The following is an 18,404-nucleotide window of genomic DNA, read 5'->3' as shown; positions in this document are numbered from 1 at the left end:
AAATTTTAAATATTATACACACCATTAAATTAAATATCATGAAAAATTTATTTTTATCAGCCGCAATCGTTTTGGGAGGTTTAACATCATTTGCTTCAACTTCTCCAATTTCAAACACAATCGTAAAAACAATTTCAATTCAGGACGAGTACACTGAAATCAAAGTAGAAGAAGTACCAGCTGCAGTTACAGATGCGCTTAAAAAAGCTTATCCGGATGCAGTACTTTCTAAAGCTTACAAAAACACCGCTTCTCAATATAAATTAGAAGTTACAGTAGGTGACAAAGTAGGGGCGCTTTATGCTAATGCAGACGGATCTTGGGTTAAAAAATAATCAATTAACTACTAAAAAACTATCATTATGAAAAAGTTAATCTTATCGGCAGCAATCCTGTTGGGAGGGCTGTCAATGCAGGCAGGAGTTATTGATATGAAAAATACAATAACACAATCAGTAAATATTCAGGATGAGTACAAAGAAGTTGATGCTGTTCCGGCAGCTATTAAAACAGCTTTAGACAATGCTTATCCAGGTGTTAAACTTGAAAAAGCATATGTAAACGACAAAAAAGAGTATAAAATCGAGGTTACCGTAAGAGGTGAAAAATCGATTGTTTACACTGATGCAACAGGAAACATCATTAAAAAGTAACCATTAAAACCCCATAATATGAAAAAGTTAATTTTATCGGCAGCTATCCTTTTAGGAGGTTTGTCAATGAATGCAGCAACTCCGGTTGTTACAAATTCAATTATTTCAGTAAATATTCAGGATGAGTATACTGAAATTAAAGAAGACGCTGTTCCAGCTGCAGTTAAATCAACAATTGAAAAATCGTTTGTAGGTTCTAAATTGGAAAAAGCATGGAAAAATGCTAAGGATGAATATAAACTTGAAATTTCAAAAGAAGGTAAGAAATATACCTTTTTTACAGATGCTTCAGGAAACATCATTAAAAAATAATTAAAAAGAACATTATGAAAAAGTTAATCTTATCAGCAGCAATAATTTTGGGAAGTTTATCAATACATGCAACAACTACAGAAGCTGAAGGTGTAAAGATTGCTATCAATGTTCAGGATGAATACAAAGAAGTTGCTACAGATGCAGTTCCGGCTGTAATAAAAACAGCTTTAGAAACAGCTTATCCTGGCGCAAAGCTAGTGAAAGCTTATACAAATGAAAAAAAAGAGTATAAACTCGAAATATCAGTTGGTGACCAAAAGGCTACTGTGTATTCAGATGTCAATGGCAATTGGTTGAAAATATAATTAGGTGAATTAGATTTATGTTTTTGGTAAAAAAGAGGTTGCGACGTGCAATCTCTTTTTTTTTGCATAATTTTATGAAAATACAAGTTTAATAGTATTATTTTAGCAAAAAAGACCCTAAAAACAGATGTCAAAGATATTACTGATAGAAGATGATATTTCGTTTTGCAAATTATTAGAGAAATTTCTAATAAAAAAAGCATACGATGTAACCGTTGCTTTCTCGGCAGAAGAAGCCCGAGTGGCAGTGAAAAAAGAATCTTTCGATTTGATTCTGACAGATCTGCGTTTGCCAGATTCTGACGGCATCGGACTTATGTCTGAATTTAAAACAGCTTACCCTGAAATTCCTGTTATACTTATGACTGGATATTCCGATGTTAATACTGCAGTTAAAGCCATTAAAAATGGTGCAGCCGATTATATTTCTAAACCGTTTAATCCTGATGAGGTTTTATTGGTCATTACAAATGCTTTAAATAATTCTGTAGCAGAAGAAGTACCGGCAAAAGAAAAAAAAGCTCCAAAAAAGAAAGAAACTACTTCTTCTGAAAATGAATTTGTAAGAGGTATCTCTGTTGCCTCCAAAAAATTATTAGATCATATTCACTTGGTTAGTCCAACGGACATGTCGGTATTAATTATTGGAGAAAGCGGAACAGGAAAAGAAATCATCGCCAAAAGCATTCATCAGCAGAGTACGCGTAAAAACAATAATTTTATTGCAGTTGATTGTGGTGCTATTCCGAAAGAGTTAGCGGCAAGTGAATTTTTCGGACATTTAAAAGGATCTTTCACAGGAGCCATTAGCGACAAGATGGGTTATTTTGAAGCGGCAAATGGCGGAACTCTTTTTTTAGATGAAATAGGAAATCTTTCTTATGAAAATCAAATTCAGCTGTTGAGAGCACTGCAGGAACGAAAAATAAAGCCTGTTGGAAGTAATAAAGAAATTAACGTCGATATCCGCATCATAACGGCTACAAATGAAGATTTACGTGAGGCAGTAAAAAACGGCGATTTTAGAGAAGATTTATACCATAGAATCAATGAATTCTCTATTCTGTCTCCTTCGTTAAAAGACAGAGAAGAAGATTTAATGGTTTTTGCTGATTACTTTCTTGAAAAAGCCAATCAACAATTAAATAAAGAAATTATCGGTTTTTCTCCAGAAGTCGTTGCTATTTTTCAAAAATACAATTGGCCGGGGAATTTACGTGAATTGCAAAACTGTGTTAAACGCGCCACACTTTTATCCCGAGGAGATTATATTGAAAGTGATGTTTTGCCAGCTGAGTTTTTTCAGGTTCAAAAAACGAATCAGCAAAATTCAAATGAGACTTTTTCATTATCTGAAAATGAAAAAGAAACTATTATTCACGCTCTTTCAAGAACTCAGAATAACAAATCAGAAGCAGCAAAATTGCTTAAAATTACCAGAAAGACACTTTACAATAAATTAAAGCAATATAACATAGACTAAACAATCTCTTTTTGAAGTGCTTTAAAAAGTGATTCAGTTTTAGCTTTTAAAGCCTTGAAAATATCTTTCAAATCAGAAATTTCAAAATCATTTTTATCTAAAACTTTTAAAATTCCACCAATTTCATAAGCTTCAATTTGATTAAACATTGGAGCAATTCGATGAGCAATAGCATTTATTTCTGAGACATTTTCTTCTGTAACGGCACTTTCTAAATGAGTCAAATTTTCATTGGTACTTTCAATAAATGATTTTAAAACTTCTTTTAAAGCCTCATCATCGTTACCTAAAAATTCTTTCAAAGTTTCTAACGAATAAGATTTTGTAGCGATTTTTTGTTCGCTATCGTTAATGTCAACTGTTGGCAAAGTGTCATTTTCTAAAATGAGATGTATGGTTTCCAGCAATATTTTCGGTGAATACGGTTTTTTAACCACAGTTGTAAAACCAGCTTTTGCATAAACTGAAGCGTCTAAGTCAGTTCTTCCGGTTAAGGCAATTACCGGTTGGTTTTTGTAAATAGCGCTATTTTTAAGTTTTTGAAGAAACATAAAACCATCCATTTCCGGCATTTGAATATCGGTAATGATAAAATCAAAATTGGTTTTTTGAATTGCTTCCAAAGCTTTACTCGCATTATTGAAAGATAATACCTGATGGTTTTCCTGTCTTAAAACGCCACTCGTTAAATTTAGAAGGTTGATATCGTCATCAATCACAAGAAAAGTTTGTTTTTGAGTGTTACGAACAATGGATTTTTTAGTTTCAGGAAGTGAATTTATACTTGTGTCAAATAACAACGGAAGTTGTATTTCAAAAGTACTTCCTTTTCCAAAAGTGCTTTCAAGTGCTAAAGTTCCACCCAAAATCGAAATTATTTTCTGGCAGATTGATAATCCCAAACCAGTACCACCGTATTTCTTTTCGATGCCTTCATTAGCCTGAGCAAATTCTTCAAAAACTAATTTCTGGTTTCCTTTTTCAATTCCTATTCCGCTATCTTCAATTGTAATCGTGAAAAATTGGTCATTTTCACTTAAGAAAGCGCTAATTCTGATGAAACCTTCTTCTGTAAATTTATAAGCATTTCCGATAATATTACTCAGGATTTGTTTCAGTCGAAATGGGTCTCCAACAATTTTACTGTTCAGCTTTTCATCAACATTAATTATAAGCTCGATATTTTTTTGTTTGTAAACGGTCTGAATGCTTTTAGCAACTTCGTCAATAATCTCAGGTAAAGAAAATGGAACTTTTTCAATCGTAATTTTTCCGGCTTCAATCTTCGAAAAATCCAATAAATCCTGCACTAATTGTGTAATATATTCAGATGAGTTTTTAATATTTTTAATGAAATAGGATTGCTTCGTATTCACATCAGAATTGCCCAAAAGTTCTGAATAGCCGACAATGGTACTCAAAGGTGTTTTTAAATCGTGACTTACTGTCGAAATTAATTGTTCACGGCTTTTAAGCAGGTTTTTTGTTTTGAAGTTCGCAATCTCAAGCTGTCTTTTATAGACTTGCGACTTCGAATAATCGCTGACAATTAAAATCGAGAAAAATAACGTCAACACCAAGCCAATAATAGCTGATGCTGTAACAATCTCGTTGACTTTTTTAAGGGATTTTTCTTTTAGGGAATTGTTTTTAATCGAATTGATAATGATTTCCCGCTCAATAATTCTAAGCACTTTTCGAAGCTGTTCCGAAATTGCAATTTCGTTTTTAAGTAATTTGTTTTCCTGGAAATTCAAAGATTCTTTTTTCTTTTCTGCTTTTAGTTTTACATTACTTAAAAGCTTTTTCGAATTGGCCAGGATCGAATCAGAAGCTTGTTTGCTCAGCGTATTGGTGCTGTCATCCGGAATGTTCTGATTGAGGTAATCCACATATTTCTGAAGTACATTTCGCTGGTAGCTTCCTAATTGATTGGGGTTTTTATTAAAGTCCTGAAGTTCCAGTTTACGAAGTTTAAACTCCATTTTGGTAATTTCATCAATGGCAGAATTTACTGAAACTTCGTCATCGGCTTTATTTTTTATGGTCTTTAATTGCTGAATGTTTTTGGTTTTTTCAGATAAGTAATAGTTAACACTATCCAGTAGTGTTTTTTGATATTGTGTAGTTACAATTTGTTTTAAAGTGTCAATTCTGGAACGTAAAGAATCGGTTTCGATAAGATAACTTTTGAAATCACTTTCAGAGTTGGTCTGAATGGTTTTTCGGGCTAAACTTTCTGTTTTGTAGACATTCGAAAATAATTTACTGACTCTTAAAATCTTGGTTTTTTCGAAGGCAATTTTATCTTCCAATTTGTTATAAACCACATTTTCAGAATATAAAAACCATCCCACTGTCACAACCAAAGCGAGTAATGCAACATAGCTGAAAAGCACTTTGATCGCTGTGTAACTTCTTTTACTCTCCATATATTGTTATTGTTGGGATTGGGGTATTTTCAATTCGAATTCCCTGCAATTTATTCAAAAAAAACTATTTTAAAAAGGGAATCAAGGCGAATCTGTTACATAATTCAAACATCTGAAAAACAAAATAGCCGCAAATTATATAATAATTTACGGCTATTAAATATTTATGATACTTAGCTTATAGTGTTTCGCTCAGCCATTTGAAAAATTCACCTTGCCAAACCTGAGCATTTTGTGGTTTTAAAACCCAGTGATTTTCGTCCGGGAAATAAACAAATCTACTTTTAAGACCTCTTAACTGAGCAGCCTGAAAAGCTTCTTGTCCTTGTCCGATTGGCACACGGAAATCTTTTCCTCCCTGGAAAATTAAGATAGGTTTGTTCCACTTCTCTACCATAGTTGCAGGGTTAAATGTTGTATACGCTTTTTGAGCAACAGCATTGTCTTTTTCCCAATAAGCACCACCAAAATCCCAGTTGTTAAAGAAAACTTCTTCTGTAGTTCCCAACATACTTACGGTATTGAAAACACCATCGTGAGCGATAAACGTTTTGAAACGGTTGTTGTGAATTCCAGCTAAATAAAATACTGAATATCCACCATAACTTGCACCAACGCAACCTAAACGGCTTTTATCAACATAGCTTTCTTTGGCAACATCATCAATTGCAGAAAGGTAATCGTCCATAACTTGGCCACCCCAATCTTTACTGATTTTTTCGTTCCATTCTACTCCGTGTCCTGGCATACCGCGACGGTTTGGCGCTACAACTACGTAACCTTTAGCAGCCATTAAAGAGAAATTCCAACGGAAAGAGTACGATTGTGTCAACGCAGATTGTGGTCCACCCTGGCAGAATAACAAGGTTGGATATTTTTTTGTAGCATCAAAATTTGGAGGTAAAATTACCCAAACCAACATTTTTTTACCATCAGTTGTCGTTACGTAACGTTTTTCTGTTTTGCTTAACGCTACTGTTTTGTACGTATCTGTATTTACATTTGAAAGTTGTTTCCAGGTGTTTTTCTTCAAATTAAAAGAATAAATCTCCGGAGCATGGTTCATGTCATTTCTGGTAACGATGATGTCATCTCCCGCGAAACCAACTAAATCATTTACGTCAAAATCTCCTTTTGTAATTTGACGAACCTGAATGGCAATTCTGGTCAATCCAGGAAAGTTTACTACAAAAAGTTGTTTTGTACCGTCTACTGGTGCTACAAAATAAACGTTCTTACCATCTTTACTCCAGATGAAATTGTCTACAGTTCCGTCCCAGTTTGCAGTAAGATTCGTTTTGATTCCTTTAAACTCAACAATAATATCATTTTTGTCCGCTTCGTAACCATCACGTTTCATTTGTAACCAGGTCAAATTTCCTGTTGGAGAAAATTGCGGAGCCGTATCGTAACCTAAATTATCTTCGGTTCTGTTGATCGTTTTTTGAGTCTCTAAATTGTACTCGTAAATATTCGTGTTTGTAGAAATTGCATAATCAGTTCCTGCTTTTTTCTTGCAAACGTATAAGATGCTTTTTCCGTCAGGAGACCAGATGTAATCTTCGTCGCCGCCAAAAGGTTTTTGTGGAGAATCAAAGTTTTCACCTTTTAAAATGTCAATTCCGGCAGCACCTTCTTTGTTTTCTTTATAAAAAACGTGGTTGAATTTCCCTTCGTTCCAGGTGTCCCAGTGACGGTAATCTAAACCATCATAAATTTGAGCGTCTGACTTGCCAAGGCTTGGGTAGAAATCTTTTCCTAAAACTTTTTCCAGTTTCACTTCTTCATTGTACACTAAAAATTTTCCGTCAGGCGAAACATTTTTGTCTGCCAGGACATCTTTAGTATCTTTAATTTCAGTTGCAGTTCCGCCATTTACTGGCAAGATGTAAAATTTTGAAGACGATTTGTTTTCTTCTACCGAAGGAGTAGAAACTTTAAAAACAACATTTTTTTCATCTTTCGAAAGTCCAAGTGCAGTCACTCTTCCTAATTTCCATAACAATTCTGGTGACATCACATTCTGTCCGATAGCGTTTAAACTCATCATTATTAAGGTTGTAAATAATACTTTTTTCATAATAAAATTCTAATATTCGTGGGGCTAAAAGTACAAATATATTTTAGCAACTAAATGTTAAAAAAGTTGAACCATATAAGTAATGTAAGTTCATTTAATTGAGAATGGCAACACAAGATAATTTCTTTGTAAACTTCTATGCGCTTAGGCTGACAAAGATTTAAGCCATAAAATTAAATGAGCTTACATTACTTATATGGTGAAAAAAAAATCATTATTTTTATAAAAATTTGGCAAATGGAATTAAGTTATTGGGAACTTAAAAATTGGTTCACGAATGTTGATTATACTATCGTAGGAAGCGGAATCGTAGGTTTGCACGCCGCATTACGCTTACGCGAAAGATTTCCAACGGCGAAAATTCTGGTTTTAGAAAAAGGAATGTTACCACAGGGAGCCAGTACCAAAAATGCCGGTTTTGCCTGTTTTGGGAGTATTTCTGAAATTATGGAAGATCTCAAAACACATACAGAAGAAGATGTGATTGCCTTAATTGAAAAACGTTGGCAAGGTTTGCAATTACTCCGAAAAAGATTAGGGGATACTGCAATAGATTTTAAACCTCATGGCGGATATGAATTGTTTTTGAAAGAAGACGAAAGAGGTTTCAATGAATGTGTCGCGCGATTGCCTTTTATTAATGAAATTTTAAAACCACTTTTTAAGACGGATGTTTTTACCAAAGAAATAGACCGATTTGGTTTTGAAAACATTCAGGAATACTTAATTTTTAATCCGTTTGAAGCGCAGATCGATACCGGAAATATGATGCAGGAATTGCTGAAACAAGCTGTTGCTGCAGATATCCTGATTTTGAATCAGCAAACGGTAACGGGATATGCAGATTTAGGAAATCAGGTTGAAATTGCATTGAACGATTTTAGTTTTACATCCAAAAAAATATTGTTTGCAACAAATGGGTTTGCCAATACGTTAACAAAAGGAGCTGTACAACCCGCAAGAGCGCAGGTTTTGATAACAGAGCCAATTCCGAATTTGGATATTCGAGGCACTTTTCATTTAGATCGCGGATATTATTATTTCAGAAATATAGGCGACAGAATCCTATTGGGCGGTGGCCGAAACTTAGATTTTGAAACAGAAAACACCACTGAATTTGGTCAAACCAAAATTGTGCAAAATAAGTTGGAAGATTTGCTGAAAAATGTAATTTTACCGAATCAGGAATTCCAGATTGCGCACCGTTGGAGCGGAATCATGGGAATAGGAAATAGTAAAAAACCTGTTGTGTCACAACTGTCTGAAAACGTGTTTTGTGGAGTGCGTTTAGGTGGAATGGGCGTCGCAATAGGAAGTTTAATAGGAACAGAATTAGCAGATTTAATATAATGGCAGCAACCAAAAAACCAGCACCAAAAAAGACAACCGCAAGCAAACCAAAACCAGCAGCAAAAAAGAAAACTAATCGTACGTTTGGCGAGAAGGTTAAATGGTTTTTTATTAAATTACTGTTGTGGTTTTTCGGACTCTCGATTGGATCCGTTATATTTTTTAAATATGTACCGGTTCCTTTTACTCCTTTAATGGTAATTCGCGCCATTGAAAATAAAATGGGAGGAAAAGAAGTGTACTTTGACCACGATTGGGAACCGATTGAAAAAATTTCGATGAATCTTCAAAAAGCGGTTATTGCCAGTGAAGACGGAACTTTTTTATACCACAATGGTTTCGATTTCAAAGCGCTTCAAAAAGCCTATAAAAGCAACGAACGCGGTCGCCGAATTCGCGGCGGAAGTACCATCTCACAACAAACCGCCAAAAATGTGTTTTTATGGCAGGGAAAAAGTTATTTCCGAAAAGGCTTGGAAGCTTACTTTACCGTTTTGATTGAAATTATCTGGGGCAAAGAACGCATCATGGAAGTGTACTTAAATAGTATCGAAATGGGGGATGGTGTTTACGGCGCTTATGCAGCAACAGAACATTGGTACCGTCGTGACGCTTCGAGTTTAACACAAATGCAGGCCGCCGGAATTGCAGCAATATTACCAAACCCAAGAAAATTTAAAGCAACAGGTTCTTCAAGTTATATCAATCGACGCAAAGAACGAATTGTTCGCGAAATGCGCGCTGTTGGAAAAATAAATTATAATGGGAAATAGAAACGCCTTTTTTGCGCTCTTCCTATTGACAACAATTTTAGGTTTTGGTCAGTCAAAAACAAAAGAATTTGGTTTTATTACAGACAATGATTTATACACTTCGTCTAAAAACGACATGTATTACACGAATGGATTAGAGTTTTTCTTTAGATATCTTTCCAAAAACGAAAACGAAAAAATCAATAAAAAGATTACCGAATTTCGTGTTGGACAATACATTTATAATCCCAGATTTATTAATGAAACAGCTGTTGATGTTAACGACCGTCCTTTTACCGGTTATCTTTTTGCCGAGGCCGGGCGCAGTTTTTTCTACAACAGCGAATCGGTTTTAAAGACCGATTTTCAGTTGGGTTATATGGGGCCGAATGCTTTTGGCCGTGAAACACAGGAAAGTTTTCATCATATTATTGGGTATAAAAAAGTGTATGGCTGGGAAAACCAACTTCATAATGCGTTGGCTGTACAGGCGCATGTTATGTATTCGAAGAAATTATTCCCAGGTAAACACAATGATTTTGTAGATCTTCATTTTCAGTCAGAAGTGAATTTGGGGACTATTTTTGATGGTGTTTCTACAGGATTTCTGGCCCGAATAGGTTTTAAAAAATTACTTCCTGTTTACGATTCTAATTTGCACGACGCTTCTGTAAGTGCTCAACCGCAATTTGATGTGAGGGAATTCTACTTTTATGCAATGCCAAGCGTCAATTACCAATTTTACGACGCTACTATTGAAGGCAGTATGTTCAGTGACACTAGTCCGGTAACATTTGAGTTGGAACCACTTCGTTTCAACGCCGAATTTGGTTTAAAATACCGTCACAACAATTTTAATATTTCGTATTCTTTTCTGTACCGCGGCCGTGAATTGAAAGATCCTGAAACGAATACGAATTCAGGTTATTTTTATGGGTCGATCCGATTGGGGTTTTTGATTAAGTAAGGGGTTTTGCCACGAAGGCGCTAAGGCACTAAGTTTTTTTTTAACCGCAAAGTGCGCTAAGGGTTTACGCAATCCCGATAGCTATCGGGAGCAAAGTTTCTTTGTCGGTGAGGTCGCAAAGCTGCCTTGCGTTACCGTAATATTGTCATTTCGACGAAGGAGAAATCCTCGCAAGAAACTCGACAAAGTTACCGCAATATTGTCATCCTGACGAAAGAAGGATCACACTAGAAGCTCGACAAAGTTGCCACAAAGTTTTGTTAATTTATAAGTTTATAAACCTGATAAAAAATAAAAACATGCTAACATATTTTTTTGAGTTCGCTTTTTTAATTGGTCTTATTTATGCAAATTATAGATGGGGTACCTTTTTGCTTTCAGATTTAGTTACTGGTTTTATTTTATTGATATTCTTTACCAATTTTCATTTTCAGGGACATACAAGATATAAAGAAGAAATTCTTGTATTTTTATTCAATCTGTTTTCTTATGTTATAATATTTCTTTCCTCTTTGTTTATCTATTTCGATGATGAAAATGAAAAAAGGCTTTATTATATATTTCCAACGCTTTTATATTTCTTGTTTTTATTAATAGAAAAACAATTTAGTGATTTTAATGAATCTTTTAGCGCTATGTATGTTCCTGTTTTTTTAGCATTTTTCCCTGTTTATTTTTTAAAGTATTACAGAAAATATATAAAAGAAGAAGTATGATTTTAAGTTACCTCCCATTTGAAAATCGTGAGCTAACGATAGAAAAAGTAATGGCAGGAGCAGTTATGTTATTTGTTTATTTTATACCAACGATTATGTCATGGAATAAAAAAAACAGCAAATACTTATTCGTGTTTAATCTTCTTACCGCATGGACAGTGCTTTGCTGGTTTGTTTCTTTTATTTGGGCGCTACAAATAAACAGACAACATGCAAGAATTTTGGCTGAAGAGAAGAAAGTCAGGAAAAAAGATAAAAAACTTAAATCTTCTATAACTTAAGTTTAAATCTCAGATTGTTTTTCAGGTAAAAGTACGTAGTCTATTGGGTAGATAAAAGGTTACTTTTGATTTAGACTTTGTTATTATGGTTTTCCGTAATGGGACGGTCAGAAAAATAAGGATATTTGTTTTTTAGAGCAGAATAAATAAATCAAAAATAAATTTAAAACTATGGCTATTATAAATTGTCCAGAATGCGGTTCAAGTGTTTCTGATAAAGCTGAAAAATGCCCTAAATGTTCATATCCACTACAGTCAAATACAAAACCGCGTGAAGGATTATTTCTTCAATCTCTTAATTTCGGATGTATGTTTATACTCGTTACTGTTGGTGTAATAATTTTGTTTTTTATTTTGGTTACTATGTTTAGTTAAAAACAAAAAAGCTAAACAGAAAAATGGTCTTGTACTTGGGAAGTTTAGGCAAATCCGAAAATAAGGCTTAATTTAATACCAAACTTCCTGTAGTAGGGGACTTTGGCGATAATATTACCAAAAAGAAGGTGATTAAATATATCATCAGTTTAAAAATGATATTATTTTTAAACTTATAATATTTTGAAATGAAATTAATAGCACTTTATATTCTAATCATTATTTCTTCGTTCTCGGCATGTAATAGCAATTCTGTAAAAGAAAAAAGCAATGTGATAGAAGGAACTTACGAAGCAACAGAAACTGGACTCGTATCTCAAATTGGGATATGGGTATTTTCGCGAGATGAAATTACTATTTTAATAGGTCATGATTTGAAAAACCCTTTTTCTACTTTAGGCTTGGTAGCAGTTCAAAAATATTATATAAAAGATGATATTATTTATACTTGTCTTTGTAACTCTCAAGATTGTTTAGATAAAGGAAATAACTATGAGAAAGTCTGGAAAATTGAATCAATAAGTCAAACTAACAACAAAAGAACCATTTTACTTACCAATGTTTATAACCCTGCATTTAAAGTAAAACTAGAAAAAGATAAAGGGATCGGTTTAGACGTAAAAAATTGGAATTAGCAAGTAAAATACTCCCGCCAACACACGCTACAAACAAGTTTATGAAAAACGAGGAAATAAGAGATCTTATTGCAAAAAATGACGATGATAAAATGAGTTTTTATCTTTCAACGTTATTGTCTAAATGTAAGGACATTGAGAAAGAAAATAATTTTATTGCTCTACTAATGATAATTTTGATATTATTATTTTACTCAACAAATTTTGCACAATTAGAAAGTCTCCAAATTGGCCCTTTATCTGTAAAAGACGTTAATTCTGTAAAAGTTTTTATTCCATTGGTATTCTCATTCCTCATCTTTAGATACATATTAATCAACAATCATAAAGGTGAAATCGAAAGAATAATTAAAAATTTCACAAAAGAGTTTTTTAATTATGAAGATATAAAGATTGATATAAATACACAAATTGATGATTTTACAAGAACAATTCTTCCAATTTCAAATTATGCGGAAATTAGCCACTTAACAACGAAAGGAATATCCAAATTTGGTTGTTTTGGTGCAATTTTAATTATACCGTTAACGCTAATAGTTTTGATACCATTTTCTTTAGAATATATTTGGATAAAAGATTATTTAAATGACTTTCTTAAATTTAATTTTTTTCAAAAAGCTTCAATAATATTGAGTATTTGGATAAATATAGTTTCTATATACTATATAATTCATAGAGTAATAATAAGTTATAAAGAGAACCTATAAAAAAAACCTGTTGGTAACACCTACTACAATAAATTTGGGTAATTAATCTAATTACTAACTTAGTTTTGTGCTTTGAAAATTTGTTTTTAATGGTAAAAACACGCATTTTTATTCTTGAATATCTCTAATTACTAGAACTTTATGTGTAAGCATGACCCCAAATGCTTAAAAACAAAAAAAACACATAAAAAGTAAAAATGAAAACAGTTAGTTATGGGGACTATACTTTTTATAATTATTGCAATAGTTGCATTTGCATTAAAACGTTTTATGTTCGATAGGGAGCGTCAAAATCGGCGTGACTACTATAAAAATGTTTATCTCAAATCAGACGCATGGCAACGTAAGCGTTATTTAGTTCTAAAAAGAGATAATTGGCGTTGTGTTTATTGTGGTGGAAAGCTACTCAAGTTCATCATAAGAGATACACAAAAAATAATATAGGAAGAGAACCAATAGAATGGTTAGTCTCAATTTGTAAGTCTTGTCATGAACAGCAACATAAGTGAGAATGAACAGTCTGTACAAGTTTGTTTTGTATTTGCGATGATTTGGTAAATCCAAATAATGAACTTAATTTAGACCCAAACTGGCTTTTGTAGCAAAACGTTATGTGCAAGTTTTTTGAAACGTTGGCAACAAAACAGAATCTAATTAGTAATTTTGAAAAAAAAATTTCTTGAAAACAGAGCATAATATAAACAGAATTCAATATTTGTTATCATTATACAATATGACAAAGGACGATCTATTGTCCTCTGTGAATGAAGGTCTTAAAAAGAAAATAGAAATAAGTGATATTTATTCTGAAGAAATAAAATTAAGTGTTTTAAAAAGAATCGATAAAATTTTTAATAAGGGTTTAAACTTTTATTTAGATCCAAAAGACATAGAAGTTAATAAAGAAGCAAGTATTTTTTTTAGAAAAAACCATTTCCATTCAGATTTAAATATTGGCACAAAAAAAATAGTCAATCATTTTGAAGAGTTAAAATTAAATCTTTCGACTATCTCTAAACTTTCTGATTTAAGTTTTGAAAGAAAAATTGAAATCTATAAAACATCTGATTCGCCATTTAATGTTGCAAATGAATTAAGAAGTATATTATACCCTGAATCTACATTGAATTCACGTGATTTTTTAAAAGGTTTTATTGGAAAACTTGGTGCAAATAATATTTTCGTTTTTGAATTTATTGAGACTTGGAACAAAAAAGAAAAAGCTAATATTGATGGTTTTTTTCTGCAACCTAATTTCATTGTTTTAAAAAGACAACAAAAATCTTTTAAACGAGAAATTTTCACTTTAGCCCACGAGCTTGGTCATTATTTATTAAATAAAGAAGAAGTTGAACAAGTAACAACTTTAAATATTGCAAGTGAAAACTTAAGCAAAATTGAAAGATGGTGCAATGATTTTGCCTATTATTTCTTAATTAATAACTACGAAAAATTTATTAGCGAAATAAAATTCGCAAATTCCCAAAACGATTATTATTCCCAAAAAATTGAAGAAATTTCTAAGTTTACACATCTAAGCAAACTATCCCTTTACACTCGTTTATTATATGAAAATAAAATTTCAAAATCTTCCTACAATAACATAAGAGAGGATTTTGACAATCAATATAGATTACGAATTGCAGAAGAAGGCAGAAAAAAAGAATTAGATAAATTAAATGGTATCAAAATCGGGGGAGCTGTTCCTAAGCCAATTAATTCGCCATTATTTATTTCAACTATACAGACTGCTTATTACGAAGGTGTCATAAATGAATACGAAGTATGTAAACGATTAAATATTAAACCTGAAAAATTAGAAGCGTTCTTATGAAAATAGTTATTGATACAAATTCACTATTATCATTAGTACGATACTATTTGCCTTTTGATAATGAAAATCATTTAATTGATTTTTTTAAAAACAAAATAGGCAATGGAGATATTGTCATAATTGATAAGGTATATCAACAATGTCAATATCAAGCTAAAGGGGTAATTTTAGATAAGTTAGTGTTTTTAAAAGAGAAGGACTTTTTAAAAGCATCGAAACAACCATTTAAAACTTCTGATCTATTAATACCAAATCCAAAAAAATTCTTTCATTTATTGGATAATAATTTTGTGAACTCCATTGTTAAAAAACAAAAACAAATTAGCGATGCTGAATTTGAAGTGGAGAAAGAGCGTTTTTTAGAAGATGCAGATATGAAACTTGTAATAACTTCTTTAAATTTTATTCAAAAAGGGGAAGATGTATTATTAATTACAGAAGAAACCAGTTCTAGCAACGATAATAAACTTTTTAATAAAATACCACTGATCTGTTATGAACTCAATATAACAACCAAAACGCTTCCTGAATTAATAAGTATGTTTAACGATGAAATAAAATTCAGCATCGTAAAATAAAATTTATGCATATTACGATACAAAAACTTTGAGTAGTAGATTAAGAATGGCTTTTGATTTGAAACTTTATGCTAATTATGAGGAATACATTTTATTTGTTCCACTATATTAACAGAAACGTAAACGATAATATGGTAAAAATTAATATCTGGCTGCCAGAGACTATAAATGTTGGACATTGTTCACTGGAAATTACTTGCAAAAATGGAATTTATTCCAGATACATATCATGGTGGCCAACAAATGATAAATTATACAAATCTCATTTAGGAGGCACTAACAGTTTTGCAGAAGATGTAAAAACTGAGGGCGCCTTACCTAATTTAGTTTGGGATTTTGATTTATTGGATGAAGCAAAGATTGCGGAATGGTGGGATGTTTTTTTAGCAAGTGGGAAAAGTAATTACAATTTGGCTTCAACTAATTGCTCTTGGGCTGTAATAGAAGCTCTCCGAGTTGGTGGTTCAGATTCTAAAATTCCTTGGACAAGATTTGCGACAAAGTATAATGTTATCTTTGGTTTTCCAACTTTGAGTAACATCCTATATAAATATTCTGTAATTGCTTATAAAACATATAAACATACAAGTAATACAGCTATGTCATTAAAACGTCCTCTTGTCGATATTGGAGATGAATATTCCACAGTTTGGTCTCCAAAAGATGTTAACTCATACTGTGATATTTTGGATAAGTCATTGAAAGGGGAAAAGAATCCTTTTAAAAATTTTAAATCAACAATTAAAACTTCTTTTAAGGGGTTTTGGCAATAGGTTTAATGGAAAGGCGGTATTTTCTTGTAGTATTTAAGTAAATCTGAAAGCGGTGTTAACTTATAATTACACGTTTCAAATTAAGGCAGTATTGTACTCCTGTGTTAAATTATACCCAATAGCGCGGATTTACAATCCGTACTCAAAAACTAAATGCACAATCTAAAGAAATCCCGAAATTTTAATTTAGAGATTTATTATTTAAGGACTTAAGTCAGGCAGTTTAGGTTTGAAACCTAAAACTAAATCCACAACCAAGCTCAAACATCTTATAAAAACAAAAACTTCTAATCTAGCCCCGATAGAACTGGAAATCCTTTTATGCTGGGGTTCAGCATAAAAGATTGGAAGGGATAGCGGGACAGGTGGTATTTTGAAAACGAAACTTTCTGCTCCAGATTCAAATAAAAAACAGATCACTGTCTGAAAATAAAAAGTGACTTTAATAAGTATTATATTAGCATTCTTAAAAATACCAAGAAAATCCTAAATCTATTGTAAATCAGTAAATATGAAGAGAAAATTACTTATCCTTTCACTTGTTATAATTGCTTTGTTTCAGCTGACTGTCATTAGCTGTTCGAACGATGAAACTGAACCGGAAAAACCTGTGGTTGTTGTACCGGAAGAGCCTAAACCGGAAGAGCCTGAAGTACCAGTTTCGACGGTTCCAAAATCTGAAATGATGAAGGCAGCGATTCGCAATGTTAGTGCTTCGGCTAGTAAAATGGGAAAGAGTGCTGCAGAGCAAAAACGCTTGGTAAGATCAATTAAATATGCGCAAAATATTGGAACTAATATTTATACCTACCATTTTAATACTGATTTAATAAACGATTACAGAGCTTTGCCGTCGGAGAATTTATACGATCCTGGAGAAAAGGAGTTGAATGTAGATACAGAACGCGATAATGTAATAGTTTATAAATACAATACTTTAGGTCAATTAACCAATATTGAAGCAGAGACTGTTTATACCAACAACGGACATACTAATCCACCTGAGGAATTTAGTTTTGAATACAATGCGGATGGGACATTAAAAAAGGCAGTAGGTTCTTTTGACTTTGGAGCCAGTTACAGTTATAATGACAAAGGATTAATTGATAAGAGAATAGAAGCAGATGGATCTGTGAGTTATACTTATGAGTATGATGATAAGGGCCGAATTGTAGATTCGTATTTTTATGTAAATACAATAAGTAACGGCAGAATTCCGCAAATGCATTTCAAATATCTCTATCCTGATGAAACGTCTTACGTTAAAACTTTGTATGAAATTAATGCAGATCAAACGGAGACCAATAGAAATTATGTGATTTATACTTTTGATCCGGCAAAAGCCGGGGTTTATAATAAAGAGCCTTATTACCAAATAGACAATCAATATCTGCATGTGGTAAAATTGGAATCTCATATATTATATAACGGAGCCTGGCAATTGCAGTTTGAAAGTGTTCCGAAGTATTTTTATGATGCAGATGGATACTTAATAAAGTACGATTCGGCTGGATTTAATTATACTACAGATATTAGGGTATTTGAGTATGAATAGGAAATGATTTTCTTAATGGAAATAAAAAAAAGACCGTATTACAATAAAGTGATGCGGTTTTTTTGTTTTCAGGAGCAGAAGTTTTGTTTTTTAAAAGACGAGCAGTCCCGCTATCCCTTTCAATCTTTTATGCTGAACCCCAGCATAAAAGGATTTCCAGTTCTATCGGGGCTAGATTAGAAGGATTCGTTTTCATAAGGTTTGATATTTCCATAAAAAAAAACCGTATCACAATAAAGTAATACGGTTTTTTGTGGAGAATACCGTCCCGATATATCGGGAGAACCGGTCACCCTCCCGATGCATCGGGATACACTAGCCTTTTGTTTCGATCAAATTTTCGATATATTTTCGACTTTTCATTTTTTTGATTTGTAATTCTCTTTGTGTGGCTTCGCTTCTAGTTTGGAAAGTTTCAAAATATTTTAGTTCCCAATCCTTAGCTACTTTTGTGTATTTGCTTCTACTATTTAAGTGGTCTTGTAATCGTTGATGAACATCTTGGCACGAACCAACATAGTATTTGTTAATCGCAGATGAATAAATGATATAAGTGTAAAACATAACTAGTATAAATGAAAATACCCAAACAGAAAAACTGTTTGGGTATTTT

21 protein-coding genes are annotated in these 18,404 nt (G+C 32.6%); 18 read left to right on the top strand and 3 right to left on the bottom strand.

From position 1 onward, the window contains the following. The first annotated feature begins 38 nt into the window (after nt 1–38). From AC3ITQ_RS03460 to AC3ITQ_RS03440, 5 genes are all read left to right on the top strand, one after another. Nucleotides 39–335: a hypothetical protein gene (locus AC3ITQ_RS03460; protein ID WP_489236825.1), complete on the top strand. Its 297-nt coding sequence runs from the start codon at nt 39–41 to the stop codon at nt 333–335. A gap of 27 nt (nt 336–362) precedes the next feature. After that, nucleotides 363–653, top strand: a complete 291-nt coding sequence (locus AC3ITQ_RS03455; RefSeq protein ID WP_489236824.1) for a hypothetical protein — start codon at nt 363–365, stop codon at nt 651–653. An 18-nt stretch (nt 654–671) separates the two neighbouring features. Next, a complete protein-coding gene (locus tag AC3ITQ_RS03450) occupies nt 672–965 on the top strand; it encodes a hypothetical protein (RefSeq protein ID WP_489236823.1) in 294 nt (97 codons plus the stop codon). Nucleotides 966–979: 14 nt separating this feature from the next. Continuing rightward, on the top strand, nt 980–1,273 hold the full coding sequence (locus tag AC3ITQ_RS03445) for a PepSY-like domain-containing protein (protein WP_489236822.1): 294 nt from the start codon (nt 980–982) through the stop codon (nt 1,271–1,273). Between the two features lie 127 nt (nt 1,274–1,400). After that, a complete protein-coding gene (locus tag AC3ITQ_RS03440) occupies nt 1,401–2,756 on the top strand; it encodes a sigma-54-dependent transcriptional regulator (protein ID WP_489236821.1) in 1,356 nt (451 codons plus the stop codon). Here AC3ITQ_RS03440 and AC3ITQ_RS03435 read toward each other — a convergent pair. Beyond that, nucleotides 2,753–5,188, bottom strand: a complete 2,436-nt coding sequence (locus AC3ITQ_RS03435; RefSeq protein ID WP_489236820.1) for an ATP-binding response regulator — start codon at nt 5,186–5,188, stop codon at nt 2,753–2,755. The two genes, AC3ITQ_RS03440 and AC3ITQ_RS03435, sit on opposite strands and share 4 nt — an antisense overlap. 178 nt (nt 5,189–5,366) lie before the next feature. Continuing rightward, nucleotides 5,367–7,268, bottom strand: a complete 1,902-nt coding sequence (locus AC3ITQ_RS03430) for a S9 family peptidase (protein ID WP_489236819.1) — start codon at nt 7,266–7,268, stop codon at nt 5,367–5,369. Between the two features lie 237 nt (nt 7,269–7,505). Here AC3ITQ_RS03430 and AC3ITQ_RS03425 point away from each other — a divergent pair, with 237 nt between their 5' ends. From AC3ITQ_RS03425 to AC3ITQ_RS03365, 13 genes are all read left to right on the top strand, one after another. Further along, on the top strand, nt 7,506–8,618 hold the full coding sequence (locus tag AC3ITQ_RS03425) for an NAD(P)/FAD-dependent oxidoreductase (protein WP_489236818.1): 1,113 nt from the start codon (nt 7,506–7,508) through the stop codon (nt 8,616–8,618). Continuing rightward, nucleotides 8,618–9,391 carry a monofunctional biosynthetic peptidoglycan transglycosylase gene (gene mtgA, locus AC3ITQ_RS03420; RefSeq protein WP_489236817.1) on the top strand — a complete coding sequence of 258 codons (774 nt, stop codon included), beginning with the start codon at nt 8,618–8,620 and terminating at the stop codon, nt 9,389–9,391. Before AC3ITQ_RS03425 ends, mtgA begins: the two co-directional genes overlap by 1 nt. Continuing rightward, nucleotides 9,381–10,337, top strand: a complete 957-nt coding sequence (locus AC3ITQ_RS03415) for a lipid A deacylase LpxR family protein (protein ID WP_489236816.1) — start codon at nt 9,381–9,383, stop codon at nt 10,335–10,337. The genes mtgA and AC3ITQ_RS03415 overlap by 11 nt, the downstream gene beginning before the upstream one ends. Nucleotides 10,338–10,636: 299 nt before the next feature. Next, entirely contained in the window at nt 10,637–11,053 is a 417-nt protein-coding gene (locus AC3ITQ_RS03410) for a hypothetical protein (protein WP_489236815.1), read from the top strand. After that, on the top strand, nt 11,050–11,334 hold the full coding sequence (locus AC3ITQ_RS03405; RefSeq protein ID WP_489236814.1) for a superinfection immunity protein: 285 nt from the start codon (nt 11,050–11,052) through the stop codon (nt 11,332–11,334). Before AC3ITQ_RS03410 ends, AC3ITQ_RS03405 begins: the two co-directional genes overlap by 4 nt. A 171-nt stretch (nt 11,335–11,505) precedes the next feature. Then, nucleotides 11,506–11,709, top strand: a complete 204-nt coding sequence (locus AC3ITQ_RS03400; RefSeq protein ID WP_489236813.1) for a zinc ribbon domain-containing protein — start codon at nt 11,506–11,508, stop codon at nt 11,707–11,709. A 188-nt stretch (nt 11,710–11,897) separates the two neighbouring features. Beyond that, nucleotides 11,898–12,344 (top strand): hypothetical protein, encoded by a 447-nt coding sequence (locus AC3ITQ_RS03395; RefSeq protein ID WP_489236812.1) that lies wholly within the window; start codon nt 11,898–11,900, stop codon nt 12,342–12,344. Between the two features lie 41 nt (nt 12,345–12,385). Next, complete coding sequence (locus AC3ITQ_RS03390) at nt 12,386–13,051, top strand: hypothetical protein (RefSeq protein WP_489236811.1); 666 nt, start codon at nt 12,386–12,388, stop codon at nt 13,049–13,051. A 374-nt stretch (nt 13,052–13,425) separates the two neighbouring features. Continuing rightward, on the top strand, nt 13,426–13,560 hold the full coding sequence (locus AC3ITQ_RS03385) for an HNH endonuclease (RefSeq protein WP_489236810.1): 135 nt from the start codon (nt 13,426–13,428) through the stop codon (nt 13,558–13,560). A 170-nt stretch (nt 13,561–13,730) separates the two neighbouring features. After that, complete coding sequence (locus tag AC3ITQ_RS03380) at nt 13,731–14,885, top strand: ImmA/IrrE family metallo-endopeptidase (RefSeq protein WP_489236809.1); 1,155 nt, start codon at nt 13,731–13,733, stop codon at nt 14,883–14,885. Beyond that, complete coding sequence (locus AC3ITQ_RS03375) at nt 14,882–15,463, top strand: DUF4411 family protein (RefSeq protein WP_489236808.1); 582 nt, start codon at nt 14,882–14,884, stop codon at nt 15,461–15,463. Before AC3ITQ_RS03380 ends, AC3ITQ_RS03375 begins: the two co-directional genes overlap by 4 nt. A gap of 77 nt (nt 15,464–15,540) precedes the next feature. Further along, entirely contained in the window at nt 15,541–16,236 is a 696-nt protein-coding gene (locus AC3ITQ_RS03370; protein ID WP_489236807.1) for a hypothetical protein, read from the top strand. Nucleotides 16,237–16,747: 511 nt separating this feature from the next. Next, complete coding sequence (locus AC3ITQ_RS03365; protein ID WP_489236806.1) at nt 16,748–17,791, top strand: hypothetical protein; 1,044 nt, start codon at nt 16,748–16,750, stop codon at nt 17,789–17,791. A 315-nt stretch (nt 17,792–18,106) separates the two neighbouring features. Here AC3ITQ_RS03365 and AC3ITQ_RS03360 read toward each other — a convergent pair whose 3' ends face one another. After that, nucleotides 18,107–18,355, bottom strand: coding sequence for a GIY-YIG nuclease family protein (locus tag AC3ITQ_RS03360; RefSeq protein ID WP_489236805.1), 249 nt, complete (start codon nt 18,353–18,355; stop codon nt 18,107–18,109). Between the last annotated feature and the right edge of the window lie 49 nt (nt 18,356–18,404).

The organism is Flavobacterium sp. KH_001 (assembly GCF_057840745.1).
Note: the sequence above shows the minus strand (reverse complement) of the source record. Positions and strands in the feature narration are given on the sequence as shown.